Annotated in this window: 15 protein-coding genes; 12 read left to right on the top strand and 3 right to left on the bottom strand. The window is 62.5% G+C overall.

The window, feature by feature from the left end:
• Positions 1 to 162: 162 nt before the first annotated feature.
• Entirely contained in the window at positions 163 to 1,341 is a 1,179-nt protein-coding gene (locus DMY87_RS21415; RefSeq protein WP_425353519.1) for an acyl-CoA dehydrogenase, read from the bottom strand.
• 110 nt (positions 1,342 to 1,451) lie between these two features.
• On the opposite strand from DMY87_RS21415, the gene DMY87_RS21410 reads away from it, so the two are divergent.
• The 5 genes from DMY87_RS21410 to DMY87_RS21390 all read left to right on the top strand — a co-directional run bounded on the left by DMY87_RS21410 (position 1,452) and on the right by DMY87_RS21390 (position 10,991).
• The gene (locus DMY87_RS21410; protein WP_110793668.1) at positions 1,452 to 2,378 is read left to right on the top strand and encodes a LysR family transcriptional regulator; all 927 of its coding nucleotides are present in this window, start codon (positions 1,452 to 1,454) and stop codon (positions 2,376 to 2,378) included.
• 128 nt (positions 2,379 to 2,506) lie between these two features.
• Complete coding sequence (locus DMY87_RS21405; protein ID WP_110793667.1) at positions 2,507 to 7,951, top strand: alpha-2-macroglobulin family protein; 5,445 nt, start codon at positions 2,507 to 2,509, stop codon at positions 7,949 to 7,951.
• Positions 7,951 to 10,038, top strand: coding sequence for a penicillin-binding protein 1C (gene pbpC / locus DMY87_RS21400; protein ID WP_110793666.1), 2,088 nt, complete (start codon positions 7,951 to 7,953; stop codon positions 10,036 to 10,038). The genes DMY87_RS21405 and pbpC overlap by 1 nt, the downstream gene beginning before the upstream one ends.
• A 72-nt stretch (positions 10,039 to 10,110) precedes the next feature.
• On the top strand, positions 10,111 to 10,512 hold the full coding sequence (locus DMY87_RS21395) for a hypothetical protein (RefSeq protein ID WP_110793665.1): 402 nt from the start codon (positions 10,111 to 10,113) through the stop codon (positions 10,510 to 10,512).
• Positions 10,513 to 10,574: 62 nt separating this feature from the next.
• Complete coding sequence (locus DMY87_RS21390; protein ID WP_110793664.1) at positions 10,575 to 10,991, top strand: OsmC family protein; 417 nt, start codon at positions 10,575 to 10,577, stop codon at positions 10,989 to 10,991.
• Here DMY87_RS21390 and DMY87_RS21385 read toward each other — a convergent pair.
• Positions 10,988 to 11,527: a DUF1810 domain-containing protein gene (locus DMY87_RS21385; RefSeq protein ID WP_342588667.1), complete on the bottom strand. Its 540-nt coding sequence runs from the start codon at positions 11,525 to 11,527 to the stop codon at positions 10,988 to 10,990. The genes DMY87_RS21390 and DMY87_RS21385 overlap by 4 nt on opposite strands.
• A gap of 245 nt (positions 11,528 to 11,772) precedes the next feature.
• On the opposite strand from DMY87_RS21385, the gene DMY87_RS21375 reads away from it, so the two are divergent.
• Entirely contained in the window at positions 11,773 to 12,876 is a 1,104-nt protein-coding gene (locus DMY87_RS21375) for a DUF475 domain-containing protein (protein WP_110793662.1), read from the top strand.
• A gap of 81 nt (positions 12,877 to 12,957) precedes the next feature.
• On the opposite strand, the gene DMY87_RS24290 is transcribed toward DMY87_RS21375, so the two are convergent.
• Complete coding sequence (locus DMY87_RS24290; RefSeq protein ID WP_165826398.1) at positions 12,958 to 13,125, bottom strand: hypothetical protein; 168 nt, start codon at positions 13,123 to 13,125, stop codon at positions 12,958 to 12,960.
• 129 nt (positions 13,126 to 13,254) lie between these two features.
• On the opposite strand from DMY87_RS24290, the gene DMY87_RS24285 reads away from it, so the two are divergent.
• The 6 genes from DMY87_RS24285 (at position 13,255) to DMY87_RS21350 (ending at position 16,598) form a co-directional block, all read left to right on the top strand.
• Complete coding sequence (locus tag DMY87_RS24285; protein ID WP_165826397.1) at positions 13,255 to 13,410, top strand: hypothetical protein; 156 nt, start codon at positions 13,255 to 13,257, stop codon at positions 13,408 to 13,410.
• A 155-nt stretch (positions 13,411 to 13,565) separates the two neighbouring features.
• Positions 13,566 to 14,189 carry an exopolysaccharide biosynthesis protein gene (locus DMY87_RS21370; RefSeq protein WP_110793661.1) on the top strand — a complete coding sequence of 208 codons (624 nt, stop codon included), beginning with the start codon at positions 13,566 to 13,568 and terminating at the stop codon, positions 14,187 to 14,189.
• A 52-nt stretch (positions 14,190 to 14,241) separates the two neighbouring features.
• Entirely contained in the window at positions 14,242 to 14,787 is a 546-nt protein-coding gene (locus DMY87_RS21365; protein WP_110793660.1) for a sigma-70 family RNA polymerase sigma factor, read from the top strand.
• On the top strand, positions 14,774 to 15,547 hold the full coding sequence (locus tag DMY87_RS21360) for an anti-sigma factor family protein (protein ID WP_110793659.1): 774 nt from the start codon (positions 14,774 to 14,776) through the stop codon (positions 15,545 to 15,547). Before DMY87_RS21365 ends, DMY87_RS21360 begins: the two co-directional genes overlap by 14 nt.
• A 22-nt stretch (positions 15,548 to 15,569) precedes the next feature.
• Positions 15,570 to 16,289: a Bax inhibitor-1/YccA family protein gene (locus DMY87_RS21355; protein WP_110793658.1), complete on the top strand. Its 720-nt coding sequence runs from the start codon at positions 15,570 to 15,572 to the stop codon at positions 16,287 to 16,289.
• Between the two features lie 150 nt (positions 16,290 to 16,439).
• The gene (locus DMY87_RS21350) at positions 16,440 to 16,598 is read left to right on the top strand and encodes a YqaE/Pmp3 family membrane protein (protein ID WP_110793657.1); all 159 of its coding nucleotides are present in this window, start codon (positions 16,440 to 16,442) and stop codon (positions 16,596 to 16,598) included.
• Positions 16,599 to 16,648: the final 50 nt, after the last annotated feature.

Genomic DNA, 16,648 nt, shown 5'->3' with positions numbered 1-16,648 from the left:
TTCCGGCCCGCCTTGTCATGCGCAGCTGTCGAGCATGAACCCTAGTGGTTCACAAGTGTAGAAATGCTTAAATTCGGATATAATTCCAAAGGTATGACGCAGATTCAAGACAGCCGCGCCCCTCTATTTTAAGGGATATTGCGGCTGTCTTGGAACAAGACTTTAGAAGAAGGCCTGAATACCGGTTTGCGCACGACCGAGGATCAATGCATGCACATCATGCGTGCCCTCATACGTGTTCACCGTCTCGAGGTTCTGCGCATGGCGCATGACATGGTACTCGATCTGGATGCCGTTGCCGCCGTGCATGTCCCGCGCCATGCGAGCAATGTCGAGCGCCTTGCCGCAATTGTTGCGCTTGACGATCGAGATCATTTCCGGAGCGAACTGATGTTCGTCCATGAGGCGGCCAACGCGGAGTGACGCAAGCAGACCAAGCGAGATTTCGGTCTGCATGTCGGCAAGCTTCTTCTGGAAGAGCTGCGTGCCAGCGAGCGGCTTGCCGAACTGCTTGCGATCGAGGCCATACTGGCGGGCGCGGTGCCAGCAATCCTCGGCCGCACCGAGCACACCCCAGGAAATGCCGTAACGGGCACGGTTGAGGCAGCCGAAAGGACCTTTGAGGCCGGACACGTTCGGCAGCAGCGCATCCTCGCCGACTTCGACGCCGTCCATGACGATCTCGCCGGTCACGGAAGCCCGCAGCGAGAGCTTGCCACCAATCTTCGGTGCCGACAGACCCTTCATGCCCTTTTCAAGAACAAAGCCCCGGATCTCGCCGCCATGCGCCTCGGACTTCGCCCAGACCACGAAGACATCGGCGATCGGCGCGTTGGAGATCCACATCTTCGAGCCGCGCAGGCGGTAACCGCCTTCGATCTTCTCGGCACGGGTCTTCATGCCGCCCGGATCGGAACCGGCATCCGGCTCGGTCAGACCGAAACAGCCGATCAACTCACCCGAGACGAGACCGGGCAGATACTTGTCCTTCTGCTCTTCCGAGCCATAGGCATAGATCGGATAGATGACGAGGGAAGATTGAACGCTCATCATCGAGCGGTAGCCGGAATCGACACGTTCGATTTCCCGCGCCACGAGACCGTAGGACACGTAGTTCGCATCGGCCGCGCCATATTTCTCAGGCAAAGTGACGCCGAGAAGACCGGCCTGGCCCATCAGGCGAAAAAGCTCTGGCTCCACCGTTTCGCCGAGATAGGCGTCTGCCACCCGCGGCGCAAGTTCCGCCTTGGCGAAAGCGGCTGCGGCATCCTGGATCATCCGCTCGTCCTCACTGAGGATCTCGGACATCAGGAAAGGGTCACTCCAGGAAAAGGGCTGCATCTCGCTCATCGTCATCGCATCCGTATTTGCTTGTTGACCACAGATTGCTCATATCGGATGATTAAACAAGCCATGTTTACTCATGTTGCTATTAGGTCTAGTCATAACGGATGCTGACACATCAACGCCGCTTCCTGCCCTCGACCAGCGCGCTTGCCGCCTTCGATTCCGTCGCCAAGCTCGGAAGCTTTTCTGCGGCAGCCAATGAACTTGCCCTGACACAAGGCGCCATCAGCCGCCAGATCGGCCTGTTGGAGGACCAGCTGGGCGTCAAATTGTTTGAACGCACCAATCGCGGCGTCGAGCTGACGGTTATCGGGCGAACCTATGCCAAGGGGATCGGCGACGCGCTGGCCACGATCCGGACCTTGTCGTTGGAGGCCATGGCAACCCGCGACGACACACATTTGAGGCTGGCGATCCTGCCGACCTTCGGAACGCGCTGGCTGATGCCGCGCATGCCGGACTTTCTCGCTCGGAACCCTGCCGTCATCATCGACTTTGCCACGCGCATCGGACAGTTCGACTTCGAAGGCTCCGGCATTGATGCTGCCATTCATATTGGCGAACCCAATTGGCCAGGCACCGATTGTCAATTCCTCATGCACGAAATGGTCGCACCCGTCTGCAGCCCGGCCTTTCTGGCCGAGAACCCGGTGGGGCGCCCGGAAGACCTGCTCTCCAAACCGCTCTTCGATATGGCGTCCCGTCCACGCGCCTGGGAGCAGTGGTTTGCCTCTTTGGGCATGCAGGAAGGCCATGGCGGCGGCATGCGCTTCGAGCAGTTTTCAAACGTGGTCCAGGCCTGCCTGGCAGGGCTCGGCATTGCGCTGGTTCCGACCTTCCTGATCGAACCGGAGCTTGCGAGCGGCCAGTTGGTCCGCGCCTTCGACCACGAGGTAAAAAGCGCCAGCGCCTATTATCTCGTTAGACCCTTGTCACGGATGGCCTACGGCCCGGCCAGCGCCTTCGCCACCTGGATCATCGATCAGGCGCGCGACTTCAGTGGCTCCGGACGCGCCGGATCGCGCGGCTGATCCATATCCATCGTACTGAATTTGCAGATAGTGAGAGACTGTGTCGGCTGCCGATTGACAAGCCCCTGACATGATCCAAGAGTAGTTTCGATAAGGCTGAATTTGAAGTTGGCCTCGGGGAGAAAGCTATGTTCACGCGCCGTCTGTCGGTCATTCTCACTATGACCATGTCACTCCTTGCCCTCACGCTTCCCGCGTCTGCGCAGGACAGCCGCACCGTGGTCACGGTGGATGATGCCGATTATTTCGGCTTCGACCTGAGGACCGAGAAGAACGTCTCGCTCGACGAGTGCGAGGCAAGCTGCATCGCCGATGGAACCTGCCGCGCCTTCACCTACAATCCCAAAGTGAAGTGGTGCTTCCTGAAATCCGACTACAACCAGATGAACAGTTTCGTCGGCGCCGTCGCCGGAAAGATTGTCGAGACGGCAGCTGAAGAAGACATCGGCGCCCCTGCGCCACTCGCCTTCGTATCTGAACAGCTGAAGACCGATGCGCGCAATCAGCGTGACAGCCTGACCCTCCCGCCGGACCGCGAAGGAGCCGGCCGCGAAGCCCTGATCGACGAGGCGCGCGCAGCCATTGCCGGCGGCAATGTTGACGGCGCCATCGCCGCCCTGAAGGGTGCGCTTTCGATCGAGCCCGACGATGCCGCAACCTGGCTGGAACTGGCACGCGTCGCCAATACCGTCTCCAACAACTACACCTACGCCAACGAAGCGACGATGGCGGCCATCAACGGCTATGGCCTGACCCGAGGCGCCGTGACCCGCGCCGATGCGCTGGCCACCTTGGCGCTTGCGCTGGAGAAAAGCGAAAACTACCGGGCCGCTCTCAATGCCTACAAGGCGAGCCTCGAATTGGCCGCCAATGCACAGGTGCGCGCAGCCTTCGATGATCTGCGCTCCCGCCAGGGCTTCCGCATCGTTAGCAACACCGTCGATTCCGACGCTGCCTCGCCGCGCGCCTGTGTCGAATTTTCCGAGCAACTGATCAGGCGCGGCGTTGATTATGCCCAATACGTGACCCTCGACGGCAAGCCGCCGAAGGCCGTCGAAGCCAAGAACAATCAGATCTGCGTCGAGGGCCTGGAGCATGGAGGCCGTTACCGTCTCGCCATTCGCGCGGGCCTGCCGTCCTCCGTCGAGGAAAATCTGGAAGCCCCGGTCGAACTCGAGGTCTATGTCCGCGACCGCTCGTCCACCGTGCGCTTCACCGGCGACAGCTTCGTTCTGCCGTCCACGGCGCGCCAGGGCATTCCGCTGGTCTCCATCAACTCGGACAGTGCCAAGCTTGCTCTCTATCGCATCGGCGACCGCAACATCGCGCCCCTTTTGGCCGCCTCGCAGTTTCTGACCCAGCTTGACGGCTACACCGCAAGCCGCGTCGAAGACGAAATCGGCGAACTGGTCTGGCAGGGCACGGTCGACATCGCCAACAAGATGAATGAGGAGGTCATCACCAGCATCCCGCTGCAGGAGGCGCTGCCGACGCGCAAGCCCGGAATCTATGTGCTGACCGCCGTCGCCGCCAACAGCACCGCCGAAAGCTGGGATAGCCGCGCCACCCAGTGGTTCGTCGTCTCCGATATCGGCCTCTCGACCTTTGCTGGCACCGATGGCCTGCACGTCTTTGCCCGGTCGCTCGCCACCGCGGCCCCGCTGGAAGGGGTCGAGCTGCAACTGCTGGCGAAAAACAACGAGATCCTGGCAACTGCCAAGACAGATGCCGATGGCCAGGCCCGCTTCGATGCCGGTCTCCTGAAAGCCGGCGCAGCCATGGCCCCAGCCGTCATCGCCGCCCACACAAAAGACGATGACAACGTCTTCCTCGACATGACGCGCGCCGGCTTCGATCTTTCCGACCGCGGCGTCACCGGCCGCCCGGCCCCCGGCCCCGTGGACGTGCTCTCCTGGACCGAACGCGGCATCTACCGCCCCGGCGAAACCGTCCATGTCGCAGCCCTCGCCCGCGACACGGAAGCCGATGCGATCAGCGGCCTGCCGCTCACCTTCATCTTCCTGCGCCCCGATGGCGTCGAGTTCCGCCGCATGGCCGTCTCCAGCGAAAGTCTGGGCGGTTATGCCGTCGACCTGCCGCTGCTGGCCAATTCCATGCGCGGCACCTGGAACGTCGCCATCCACACCGATCCGAAGAAGCCGGCGATCTCGCAATCCTCTTTCCTGGTCGACGATTTCGTCCCGGACCGCCTGGACATGACGCTGGCCAGCGACGCGACCACCCTCGCCCCGGATGGAAGCGCCACGATCAATGTTGAAGGTCGCTATCTCTACGGCGCGCCGGCGGCTGGCCTGTCGCTTGAAGGCGAACTGGTCGTCACTCCCACCAGCAGCCATCCGGATTACCCGCGCTACAGCTTCGGCCTTTCCGACGAGGAGGACGTCGAAGGCGTGCGCGTGCCATTCGAAGCGCTCGACGCCCTCGATGACAACGGCCAGGCCAGCATTGATGTCGCGATTACCGACATGCCGTCCACGACCCGTCTTCTGAATGCCGACGTCGTGCTGCGCCTGCGCGAAGGCGGCGGCCGGGCGATCGAACGCAAACTCACCCTGCCGGTCACACCGGAAGGCCCTGTCATCGGCATCAAGCCGGAATTCGAGGGCGACGTTGCCGAAAACAGCACGGCCGCATTCAACCTGATCGCAATCGGTCCGGACGGTTCCAAGCAGGATCTGCCTGCAGCCAAATGGAAGCTGGTCAAGCTCGAGCGGAATTACCAATGGTACCGCGAAGGTTCGTCCTGGCGCTATGAGCCGATCACCACCACCTCGCTGGTAGCCGATGGGACCGTCGACATCAAGGCCGATGGCGCTGCCCTTTCCCTTCCCGTCACCTGGGGCAGCCACCGCCTTGAGGTTGAACAGGGCGGCTCCGTCTCCAGCGTCGATTTCGACGCCGGCTGGTTCGTCTCCGCGAGTTCGACCGAAACACCGGATGCCCTGCAGGTCGGCCTGGACAAGGCGACTTACCAGGTTGGCGACACTGCCCGTCTCAAGATCTCCCCGCGCTTCGAAGGCAAGGTGCTGGTAACCGTCGGAACGGATGCCCTGATCACCTCCAAGGTTGCCGATGTGCCGGCAGCAGGCGCGGAGATCGAGCTCCCGATTACCGCCGACTTCGGTGCCGGTGCCTATGTCACCGCCACCCTCTTCCGGCCGGGTGACGCACAGGAAAGCCGCATGCCCGCCCGCGCCATCGGCGTAACCTGGCTCGGCGTTGATCCGGGTGCCGACAAGCTGGCGGTGAAGATCGCAACGCCCGAGAAGACACTTCCGCGCCAGCCGCTGGAAATCCCGATCGAGGTCGCCGGTGCCGGCATCGGCGAGGAAGCCTATGTCACGGTCGCCGCCGTCGATGTCGGCATCCTGAACCTCACCCGCTACGAGGCCGCCGATCCGGAAACCTACTACTTCGGCCAGCGCCGCCTCGGCCTTGAACTGCGCGACCTCTATGGCCGCCTGATCGACGGCTCGCTTGGCGCGACCGGCACGCTCCGCACAGGTGGTGACGGCGGCGAAGTCGCTCTCCAGGGCAATCCGCCCAAGGAGAAGCTCGTCGCCTTCTTCTCCGGCCCGGTGAAGCTCGATGCGAGCGGCAAGGCAACCGTGTCCTTCGACATCCCGCAATTCAACGGTACGGCCCGCGTCATGGTCCATGCCTGGTCGAAGACCGGGGTCGGCCACGCGCAGGCCGACGTCATCATCCGCGATCCGGTCGTCGTCACCGCCAGCCTGCCGAAATTCCTCGCCCCCGGCGATGAAAGCAGCCTGCGTCTCGACATCGCCGCGACCGATGCCCCCGATGGCACTTACACGCTGGTCGCAACCGGCAACGGTCCTGTGACGGTGGGTGGCGAAGCGTCCAACGAAGTCACGCTCACCTCCGGCAAGACGACGACGCTGACCCTGCCATTGTCGGCGGTCAATCCGGGCCAAGGCACGATCGACGTGGCACTATCGGGTGCCGGTGGCATCACCGTTAGCCAGTCGCTGGACCTTCCCGTCCGCCCGGCCACCCTGCCGATCACCCAGCGCCAGGTCATCGCCGTCGCACCCGGCAAGAGCCTGACCGTAGACGGCAACCTGCTCGCCGACAGCCTGCTGGACGGTGCGTCCGTCAGCCTGAACGTGACGCGGGCTGATGGCCTCGATGTGCCGGGCCTGCTGATGGCGCTCGACCGCTACCCCTATGGCTGCGCCGAGCAGACGACCAGCCGCGCGCTGCCGCTGCTCTACTTCGACGAACTGGCGAAGATATCAGGCCTGCCGGAAGATCCGGAAATTGCCAAGCGCGTCCAAGATGCGATCTTCCGCGTGCTCTCCTACCAGTCTTCCAGCGGCTCCTTCGGCCTCTGGGGTCCGGGTTCGGAAAGCCTGTGGCTTGATGCCTATGTCACCGACTTCCTCACCCGTGCCCGCGAAAAGAAGTTCGACGTGCCGGAAGAGGCGCTCGTCCAGGCTCTGCAGAACCTGCAGAACCGCATCGCCTATGACAACGACATCCGCACGCGCGGCAATGACATCGCCTATTCGCTTTACGTGCTGGCCCGCAGCCGCAAGGCCTCGCTCAGCGACCTGCGTTATTATGCCGACACGATGCTGGGCGACTTCCCGACCCCGCTGTCAAAGGCCCATCTGGCAGCAGCCTTGTCCCTTTACGGCGACTCCCAGCGGGCCAACAGCGTCTTCGCCGACGCCTCCGGCATGTCGGAACAGGCACGCCTGACGCCGGTCAGCTTCAGCCGCTCGGATTACGGCTCGTCGCTGCGCGATGCAGCCGGTGTCCTGGCGCTGGCCGCCGAAAGCAAGCCCATGCCACCCGTCGTGCCGATCCTGGCCAAGGTCGTCAACGAGGAATGGAAGGCAAAGCAGACGCTCAGCACCCAGGAACAGACCTGGATGCTGCTCGCCGCCCGCGCGCTTCAGCAGGACGATGCCGGCCTGCAGATCGACGTCAATGGCGCCGACCGGACGGGAGCCTATGCGGTGACCATTCCGGGCGAGGCCCTGCTTCAGGCACCGGTCACCGTGACCAACAAGGGCAGCGATCCGATCAGCGCCGCGATCACCACGGTCGCCGCTCCGGTCGAACCACCGGCCGCCGGTGGCGAAGGCTTCGAGATCAGCCGGACCTACTACACGCTGGATGGAGAAGAGGCCAACATCACCGAAGCCATGCAGAACGAACGGTATGTTGTCGTGCTGCAGGTCACCGAAGAGGACGAATGGCCGGCCCAGCTTCTGGTCACCGACCTCCTGCCGGCCGGCTTCGAGATCGACAATCCGAGCCTGGTCGACAGCGCAGCACTCGCCAATTTCGACTGGATCGGCCAGACGGAGACCGCCCATCTCGAATTCCGCAGCGACCGCTTCGTGGCGGCCGTCAACCGGGCAGAAGGCGAGAACGGCACCATCACGCTCGCTTACGTCGTTCGTGCGGTGACCCCAGGCACCTACGACCTGCCGGCAGCGGCCGTCGAGGACATGTATCGTCCGCAGCTCTCCGCAAGGACGGCAGCTGGCGGCATGACGGTCTCGGCAGCCCCCTGATGGCACGCTTTCGAAAGCCCCTGATCGTCATTGCCACAGGCACTGCCGTGACGGGGCTTTCGCTGTTTGCCCTCGACTGGGCCGACAAGCATTTTCCGCCGCCGATCGAGGCTGCGCGTTCGGTCTCAACGGAAATCCTCGACCGCGACGGGCAACTGCTGAGGGCCTTCGCCACCCGCGAGGGCCTCTGGCGATTGAAGACCACGGCCGACGATGTCGATCCCGCCCTGATCCGCATGCTGGTCGCCTATGAGGACCGCCGCTTCGACCGTCACGCCGGCGTCGATATGCTCGCGCTCGGCCGCGCTGCCTGGCAATTCGTCACCAATGGCCGCATTGTCTCGGGCGCCTCGACGCTCTCGATGCAGGTCGCGCGCCTGATCGAGCCCCGGCGCGAACGGTCACTCACCGCAAAGTTGATCCAGATCGCCCGCGCCCTGCAGTTGGAACGCCGGCTGTCGAAGAGTGAGATCCTCGATCTTTATCTGACCCACGCCCCCTATGGGGGGAATCTTGAAGGCGTGCGCGCGGCAAGCCTCGCCTGGTTCGGCAAGGAACCGAAGCGGCTGACGACAGCGGAATCGGCCCTGCTCGTCGCCCTGCCGCAGCTCCCCGAAAAGCGCCGCCCTGACCGCTTCGCCGACAACGCCTTGCAGGCTCGCAAGCGGGTTCTCGAACGCGCCGAAGAAGCCGCCATCATTGAGCCCTCGGAAGTCGCTTTTGCATTGAATGCCGATCTGCCGAGGACACGTCGCCAGCTCCCGGCGCTGGCACCGCATCTGGCCGAAGCCGCGAGGCGTGCTAACCCCACCTCCGAGCGCCATCAGACCACCCTGCTCAGACCCGTTCAGGAGAAGCTCGAGACAGTTGCCGCCGAAGCCGGACGCAAGCTCGACCCCAAAGTCTCGCTAGCCCTTGTTATGGCCGATGCCACGACAGGCGAGATCGTCGCCGAAGTGGGTGCTGCCGACTATTTCGACGCCAGCCGCTCCGGCTGGATCGACATGACACGCGCGGAGAGGTCGCCGGGCTCGACACTAAAGCCCTTCATCTATGGACTGGCTCTTGAACTCGGCCTCGTCGCCCAGGAAACCATCGTCGAGGATCGTCCGGCCGATTTCTTCGGTTACCGTCCGAAGAACTTCGACATGCAGTATCAGGGCGACGTCACCATCCGCCAGGCGCTGCAACTGTCCTTGAACGTACCGGCCGTCCGGCTGCTCGACAGCGTCGGCCCATCCCGCTTGATGGTCCGCCTGCGTCGCGCCGAAGTCGGACTAAAACTGCCCCCCAACGAAGTGCCCGGTCTCGCCATCGCCCTTGGCGGCGTCGGGGTCACGCTGAAAGGTCTCGTCCAGCTCTATGCCGGTCTTGCGAACCGCGAGCAGCCAGTGAGGCTCGGCGATGGTATCCGCGACAAACCCGGCCTGATCGACGACCAGCCGCTGCTGGAACCGACCGCCGCCTGGACCGTCGCCAATATCCTCGGCGCGGTACAGCCGCCTGCCGGCAGCCCACCGGCCGGCATCGCCTACAAGACCGGCACCAGCTACGGCTATCGTGACGCCTGGTCAGTAGGCTATGACGGTCGTTATGTGCTGGGCGTCTGGATCGGCCGTCCGGACAATGCGGCCGTTCCCGGCATCTCCGGCTACAAGACGGCAGCGCCCATCCTGTTCGAGGCCTTCGCCAAGTCGGGCCTCGCAGGCACTGCCCTTCCCCGAGCCCCGACAGGTGCCGCGCATCTCGCCCCCAATGATCTTCCGGCCGGCCTTCGGCGCTTCTCCATCAATCCGAACGGCCTCGTCTCGGCCTCCGCCCGGGAAAAGCCACCGCAGATCGTCTATCCGCCCGAAGGCGCACAGCTGGAACTCGGCCGCGACGCAGCCGGCACCCCGCTCCCGCTCGTCATGAAAATGCAGGCAGGCCGAGCCCCCTTCCGCTGGTTGGTCGATGGCAAGCCCATGACGGATTCGACCCGCAGGCGAACCGGCGAATGGCATCCGCCGGGCCAGGGCCAGGCGACCCTCACCGTCATCGATGCCGATGGGCGGGCAGCATCGGTCAATGTCTTCATCCGCGAATAAGCGTGACGTGATCCGCGAGTAAGGTACTTCCGTAAGAGACTCGGACAAACACTCGATCGGGAGATCCACGCCATGCATTCCAGCCTGAGAACCGGACTGATGACGCTGGTGACGCTCGCGCTCACCTCGACGGCATCGCTCGCCAATGAACGCTTCACCGCCAACGATATCCGCGAGGACATTATCGGCAAGCGGATCTATCTGGCCGTGCCGCTCGGTGGCGAATTTCCGCTGAACTATCGCAAGAACGGTCAGGTTGACGGATCGGGCGAGGCGCTGGGCCTTGGTCGTTTTGCCAAGCCGAATGACACCGGCCGCTGGTGGATCAAGGGTGATCGTCTCTGCCAGCAGTTCACCAGCTGGTACAAGGGAGCGCCGATGTGCTTCGAGCTGCAGAAAATCAACGACAAGCAGCTGAAATGGACCCGCGACAATGGCGAAACCGGCACCGCCCGCATCGGCAGCAACATCTGACGCGATCCTTGCAAGCAGGAAGCCGCAAACCTATCGTGCTTTGATCATAGTTGGAGCACGAAATGGCTGATTTGCACCAGCGCCCGATCGGCGCCACGGCGACCTTGGGAAGGACCGGTTATCCGCATGTCCGATCGGAAACCGGAGGCACGATTGATATTGTGACCGGCGTCTCCGAACCCGGTTTCAACCCGCTCGACCTGCTCCTGGCCTCACTTGCCGCCTGCATGAGCATGAGCGCCCGCATTGCAGCCCGGGAGATGGGACTGAACGACAGATTGTCTGGCGTCAGCGCAAAGGTGAGCGGCGAAAAGGCGAAGGAGGGGCCCTCTCGTTTCCAGACCCTGACCGTTGTCTTCCGGTTCGAGGGAGGCCTCAACGCGGCCGAACAGCTCAAGGTCGCCCATCGCGCAGAAGAGGTCTGCACCGTCAGCAACACATTGGCCATCAAGCCGGACATCGTCCTCGATCCGGCTTAAGCCGACACCAAGGCCAACGTCAGTCGGTCCGGCTCACCTTCACAGAACCGAGCCAGTGCCTGGGAGAACGGGTAGGCCCGCTGATCCTCCACCACCAAAGAGAACAGGGTCATGCAGGACCGGAATTTCAGATCATCCGGCGAACCGAAGATCTCGTAGAGTGAGCGGTCCTGGATGGCGAGCACAGCCTCGGTTACCTGAACAAGGCGCGGACCGAGAATCGGATGCGCCAGATACATGCTTGCCTCGTCGACGCCTGCCAACCCGAAATGGCGTGCCGTTTCAGACCGTCCGAGATCACGAAGCTGCGGAAAGATGAACCACATCCAGTGGCTTTCCTTTTGGCCCCGTCGCAGTTCAGCAAGAACGGTTGCAAAGACCGGCTCCTGCGCCAGGAGAAATCGGTGGGTGTCCCAGATATCGATCGCTAATCTCCGCATGCCTGTTACCGGATGGAACGCGGCAGTGGGCATTCGGTTCTTCCGGCGATCGACCTTGAATACGGCATCCGCCGCCACATCTGTCTGGTAGATCATCACACGTCTTGACCTTTTCGTGAGCTTCGGTGAGAAGAAGACGTGACGCAAGTTTAAGACTTGTGATCGAACCTGGTGCCGGGCCCCTCTGGCGAGAGTTTACGGCGCTCTCGTGATGTCGGTACCGCCAGCAATCGTCGGCCGGCGGATTCAAAAATAATGAACACTCGGATCATGCTTCATACGAAGGCGTGCAAGACGCATCGTATTCCCGCTCCGTGCCTCCTGATGACGGAGGTACAGTCATGAGCACTTCAGCAGCAACAGGCGCCCAGTCCACCCTCGGATATTTCCGCTGGGCCTTCATCGTCACGGTGATCGGCCTCATCCTCGGCGGCATTCTCGGCTGGCAGATGACCGGCACGATCGGCGGCATGGCCACGGTCTTCTTCATCTGCAGCGTGTTGGCGGTCCTCGAAATCTCGCTGTCTTTCGACAACGCGATTGTCAACGCCAACAAGCTGAAGGACATGACACCGGTCTGGCAGCAGCGCTTCCTGACCTGGGGCATCATCATCGCCGTTTTCGGCATGCGCATCGTCTTCCCGCTGCTGATCGTCGTGATCGCGGCGAAGATTGGCCCGATCGAAGCCATTGTTCTCGCCGCCCGCGAGCCGGCCGAATATGCCCGCATCATGAATGAGGCGCATCTGCCGATCGCAGCCTTCGGCGGCACCTTCCTGATGATGGTCGGCCTCACCTACTTCTTCGACCACGAGAAGGATGTGCACTGGATCGAGATCCTCGAGAAGAACATGGCCCGCTCGGCCTCGATCAAGGGCATCGAGATCGCAGTTGTCCTGTTGCTCATCCTGCTCTTCTCCAACCTTCTGGAAGGCGAGGAAGCGACGACCTTCGTCTATTCGGCGATCTACGGTCTCGTGACTTTCCTGGCGGTCGAAGTGTTGGGCGGCCTGCTGGATGCCTCGCAGAAGACGATGACCGACGCGGCCAAGGGCGGTCTCGGCGCCTTCATCTACCTCGAAGTGCTTGACGCCAGCTTCTCCTTCGACGGCGTCATCGGCGCCTTCGCCTTGACGCAGAACCTGTTTGTCATCGCCATTGGTCTGGGCATCGGCGCCATGTATGTCCGCTCGATGACCATCATGCTGGTCGAAAAGGGCACACTCGCCGAGTACCGATACCTGGAACACGGCGCCTTCTACGCCATCCTGATCCTGTCGGTGATCATGTATGTGCAGACGCTGGTCCATATCCCGGAGGTCATCACCGGCCTCGGTGGTGCGGCTCTCATCGGAATCTCGCTCTGGTCGTCGATCCAGTACAACAAGCGGGAGCGCGAGGAAGAAGAACGCGCGGCCCGCGAAACGGTCGCCGAAAACATCTGAGTTCAGCGCTCAAAATGCAGAAAGGCCGGCGGTTTAGCGCCGGCCTTTCTGCGTTATGTCGCTCGTCGTTCCGCAACGTCCTCAGTCGGGACCTGCGTCCGCCTCTTGCGAACCTGTCTTGGGCAAAGAACCGGCACCGGGCGTTTTCATCTGATCCTGGAGTTCCGGCTTGTCATGCGGCCCTGCTGCCGGCAGGTCTTTCGCGGTGGACCCGTTGTCGTCATGTTTGGGTTTGTTGGTCGTATTCATCGATACCTCCGTTGATGAACACGAAAACAGACTGGCCGGGGAAAGGGTTCCGCCCGACCGATGTTTTCGGGAACATGATGGCATGACGGGTGTTTGATTTTGAGCATCATCCACTCGAGGGTAAAGATCATGATCAACGAAAAACGCCGCCAGCAGCCGGGTTCAAAAGAGGGTACCGCCAAGACGGACGACCGCGACCTGCAGCGTCAAGACGGCGAAAGGGTCGACGCGGCCGAACCAACAGAACAGGGTGTCGACCTGGATCCGAAGCGGCGGATCGACTGACGGCACGGCCCTGAAAGGCTGAAACCGTCCAGTGCTTTCGAGCCGCCTCCCATGTGATCCGACCTCGATCAAGCGTATCTGCTCACTTGTCTCGCCGCGGGCCTCGCCTACATGTGACTGGCATAATGGACCCACCCCACGAGGCTGATGCGACAATGGATGACAGCCTGTCTCCAGAACCCGGTACCGCATCGCAGCGCCTGCTGCGGCTGACACAGCATGCAACGGAAGCGGGCTCAGTCAGTTTCGACGAACTGTTGGCGACCATGGGCCGCGCGAGCATCGCGTTTGCGATTCTCATCCTGTCCCTCCCAGCGCTGACGCCAATTCCAGGCCCGTTTGGCTTGGTCTTCGGCAGTTGTCTCGCCATCGTATCCCTGCAGATCCTCGCCGGTTACAGGCGCATTCAACTTCCGGCATTTCTCGGTCGGCGGCAAATATCAGCAAGCACGATCGCTCTGATCGTTCGCTACACTGCCCCGCTGGTCAGTCGTGTCGAGACCTTGCTCAGGCGCAATCGCATGCGTCACCTCGCCGGCCCGCGTGCCCAGGCCGCGCTGGGACTACCGGTTCTGCTGCTCGCTATTGCGGTGGCGCTACCGATCCCATTCGGTAATTTCCTGCCGGTCGGCGCTCTGGTGATGATCGCACTTGGCCTGATGGAGCGCGACGGCCTCGTCACCATGCTGGGGCTCGCCCTCGGTGCGGTTGCCCTCATCGCCTCGGCCGGTCTTGTCTTTGCCGCCATGCAAGGGCTTGGCTGGGTGATCGGGCCTTAAAAAAATTTCGCGACCGATGGAATAAGTCTGCGAACGGCTCCGTATATGGGTCATGACGACGAAAGCGAACCCGTTCAACGTGATTGGCCAGATCGCCGCCCTCAGGCGCTACGCCCGTTCGCTCGTCCGCAATCCGGATGAGGCAGAAGACCTCGTCCACGATGCCCTCGTACGGGCGCTGGAACGCAAGTCGACCTTTCGCAGCAGCGGCAGCCTGCTCACCTGGCTGATGTCGATCCTGCACAACACCCATATCGACCAGCTCCGCAGCAACCGTGCGACCGAGCGTCGGCACGCAGCTGCAGCCGAACTTGCAGACCTTATCGCACCGGCGGGCCAGGAACATTCCGTACGCCTGGCCCAGGTGCGCGGTGTCTTTCTGGCCCTGCCGGAAGACCAGCGCGAGGCACTTCATCTCGTCGCCATCGAAGAGCTCTCGTACCAGGAAGCTGCCGATGTGCTCAACATCCCCGTGGGCACGCTGATGTCACGCATATCCCGAGCCCGTGCGCGTTTGCGTGCCATGGAGCACGGCGATGTGGAAGGCTCGGCGCCCCATCTCCGAATCGTTGGAGGATCTTCCGATGACCAGCAATGATCCCGTGCTCGAAGCGGACCTGCACGCCTATGTCGACGACCAGCTCGATGTGGCCCATCGGATCGAGGTCGAGGCCTATCTGTCGGAAAACCCCGTCACCGCTGCAAAGGTGATGGCCGATCTGCGCGTGCGCGACGAGCTTCGCCTGGCACTGGCCGGTCTGCCGGTTGCCGCCCGCCAGGAGACCCGCGAGGTCGCGCGGCGGCTGGAAAATGCGCTGAACGGTCGGCGGACCCTCGAATTCGTCCGCCGCGCCGCAGCCATTCTCGTGCTGGTCGGCGCCGGCTGGGCGGCCCATGGCTGGATCGCGCCGGGCGGCGTCGGTGAAGTCGTCGCCTCCGTACCGCCGCCGCAATTCGTCGAGGAAGCCATCCGCGCCCACCAGACGGCCGAACTGCGAGGACAGATGAAGTCTCAGGTCGAGACCCGCATCTTCAACGCTGCCGAGATCCGCTCGGCGACCGCGATCGTGTTGCCCGAGATGCCGCAGGCCTGGGCCATCCGCGATGCCCAGATCTTCCCCTCGGCCTATGGCCCGAGCGTCGAACTCGAAGTCGAGCCTGAGGTCGGCAAGCGGCTATCGCTCTTTGCCGTGCGCCCCGGGAGCTTTTCGGTGCAACAGGTCCTGGTGAAGCAGGACGGCGACACACAGGCCGCCTACTGGCAGATCGGCGACGTCGCCTATGCGCTGATTTCAGAAACCACCAATCCGGACAGGCTGGCCGAACAGGCGCGCCAGCTTGCCCGTACCCTTTACTGATCCAAACAAGGAGGAAACATCCATGGATCCCATCCAGAACCGCTTCGGCTATGGGTCTCAGGCCCAGTCCGCAGCCCTTTTCGACGAAGGCCTGCGCCAGCACATGCTGCGCGTCTACAACTACATGGGCCTCGGCCTTGTGATCACCGGCATCGTCGCCTTCGTGGTCAGCCAGACGCCGGCGCTCTACGTGCCGATCTTCCAGACTCCGCTCAAGTGGGTGGTGATGCTGGCGCCGCTCGCCTTCGTCTTCTTCTTCTCGTTCCGCATTCAGACGATGTCGGCGTCAACTGCACAGATCGCCTTCTGGGCCTTCTGCGCCGTGATGGGCCTGTCGCTCGCATCCGTGTTCCTGGTCTTCACCGGAACCTCGATCGCGCGCACCTTCTTCATCACGGCCACCATGTTCGGTGCGATGAGCCTCTATGGCTACACGACGAAGCGTGACCTGTCGAAGTTCGGCTCGTTCCTGATGATGGGCCTGATCGGCGTCGTGATCGCCTCAGTCGTCAACATCTTCATGGGCTCCAGCGCCCTGCAGTTCGCCATCTCTGTCATCGGTGTCTTCGTCTTCGTCGGACTGACCGCCTGGGACACGCAGAACATCAAGGAGCAGTATGCCGAGAACATGGATCAGGAAAGCCAGCAGAAGCTCGCCGTCTTCGGCGCCCTCTCGCTCTACCTGAACTTCGTCAATCTGTTCCAGCTGCTGCTGAGCCTGACCGGTCAGCGCGAAGAATAAGATAAACGCGTCGGGAGACTGCTGAAAGAGAAACGCCTGGGGCCGAACCCGGGCGTTTCGCGTTCAACCGGGGGGCTTTTCGATCAAGCCCGCGAACGATTGTCATCGAAGCGCGTTTATCTGGAGATAAAAACCGTTATAGGGACCACGATGGACGTTCTTCGCATCCTGCTTGCCATCCTCCTGCCGCCGCTCGGCGTCTTCCTCCAGGTCGGCATCGGCCTGCATTTCTGGCTCAATATCCTGCTGACGCTGTTCGGCTATGTCCCGGGCATCATCCACGCCATCTGGGTCATCATCCGCAAGTAGCCCCCGTGCGGATCGCCATCCAGGCGCGCCTATCCGCTCAGCGGCCCGGT

Origin of the sequence: Peteryoungia wuzhouensis, assembly GCF_003205195.1 — a bacterium.
Taxonomy (GTDB): Bacteria; Pseudomonadota; Alphaproteobacteria; order Rhizobiales; family Rhizobiaceae; genus Allorhizobium; species Allorhizobium wuzhouense.
Note: the sequence above shows the minus strand (reverse complement) of the source record. Positions and strands in the feature narration are given on the sequence as shown.

Bases quoted from the DNA above. Each gene is read 5' to 3' on its own strand.
- DMY87_RS21355 (WP_110793658.1), top strand. From the start codon at position 15,570: ATGGATCCCATCCAGAACCGCTTCGGCTATGGGTCTCAGGCCCAGTCC.
- DMY87_RS21395 (WP_110793665.1), top strand. From the start codon at position 10,111: ATGCATTCCAGCCTGAGAACCGGACTGATGACGCTGGTGACGCTCGCG.
- DMY87_RS24285 (WP_165826397.1), top strand. From the start codon at position 13,255: ATGATCAACGAAAAACGCCGCCAGCAGCCGGGTTCAAAAGAGGGTACC.
- DMY87_RS21350 (WP_110793657.1), top strand. From the start codon at position 16,440: ATGGACGTTCTTCGCATCCTGCTTGCCATCCTCCTGCCGCCGCTCGGC.
- DMY87_RS21375 (WP_110793662.1), top strand. From the start codon at position 11,773: ATGAGCACTTCAGCAGCAACAGGCGCCCAGTCCACCCTCGGATATTTC.
- DMY87_RS21410 (WP_110793668.1), top strand. From the start codon at position 1,452: ATGCTGACACATCAACGCCGCTTCCTGCCCTCGACCAGCGCGCTTGCC.
- DMY87_RS21385 (WP_342588667.1), bottom strand. From the start codon at position 11,527: ATGATCTACCAGACAGATGTGGCGGCGGATGCCGTATTCAAGGTCGAT.
- DMY87_RS21360 (WP_110793659.1), top strand. From the start codon at position 14,774: ATGACCAGCAATGATCCCGTGCTCGAAGCGGACCTGCACGCCTATGTC.
- DMY87_RS21365 (WP_110793660.1), top strand. From the start codon at position 14,242: ATGACGACGAAAGCGAACCCGTTCAACGTGATTGGCCAGATCGCCGCC.
- DMY87_RS21390 (WP_110793664.1), top strand. From the start codon at position 10,575: ATGGCTGATTTGCACCAGCGCCCGATCGGCGCCACGGCGACCTTGGGA.
- DMY87_RS21370 (WP_110793661.1), top strand. From the start codon at position 13,566: ATGGATGACAGCCTGTCTCCAGAACCCGGTACCGCATCGCAGCGCCTG.
- DMY87_RS21405 (WP_110793667.1), top strand. From the start codon at position 2,507: ATGTTCACGCGCCGTCTGTCGGTCATTCTCACTATGACCATGTCACTC.
- DMY87_RS24290 (WP_165826398.1), bottom strand. From the start codon at position 13,125: ATGAATACGACCAACAAACCCAAACATGACGACAACGGGTCCACCGCG.
- pbpC (WP_110793666.1), top strand. From the start codon at position 7,951: ATGGCACGCTTTCGAAAGCCCCTGATCGTCATTGCCACAGGCACTGCC.
- DMY87_RS21415 (WP_425353519.1), bottom strand. From the start codon at position 1,341: ATGCAGCCCTTTTCCTGGAGTGACCCTTTCCTGATGTCCGAGATCCTC.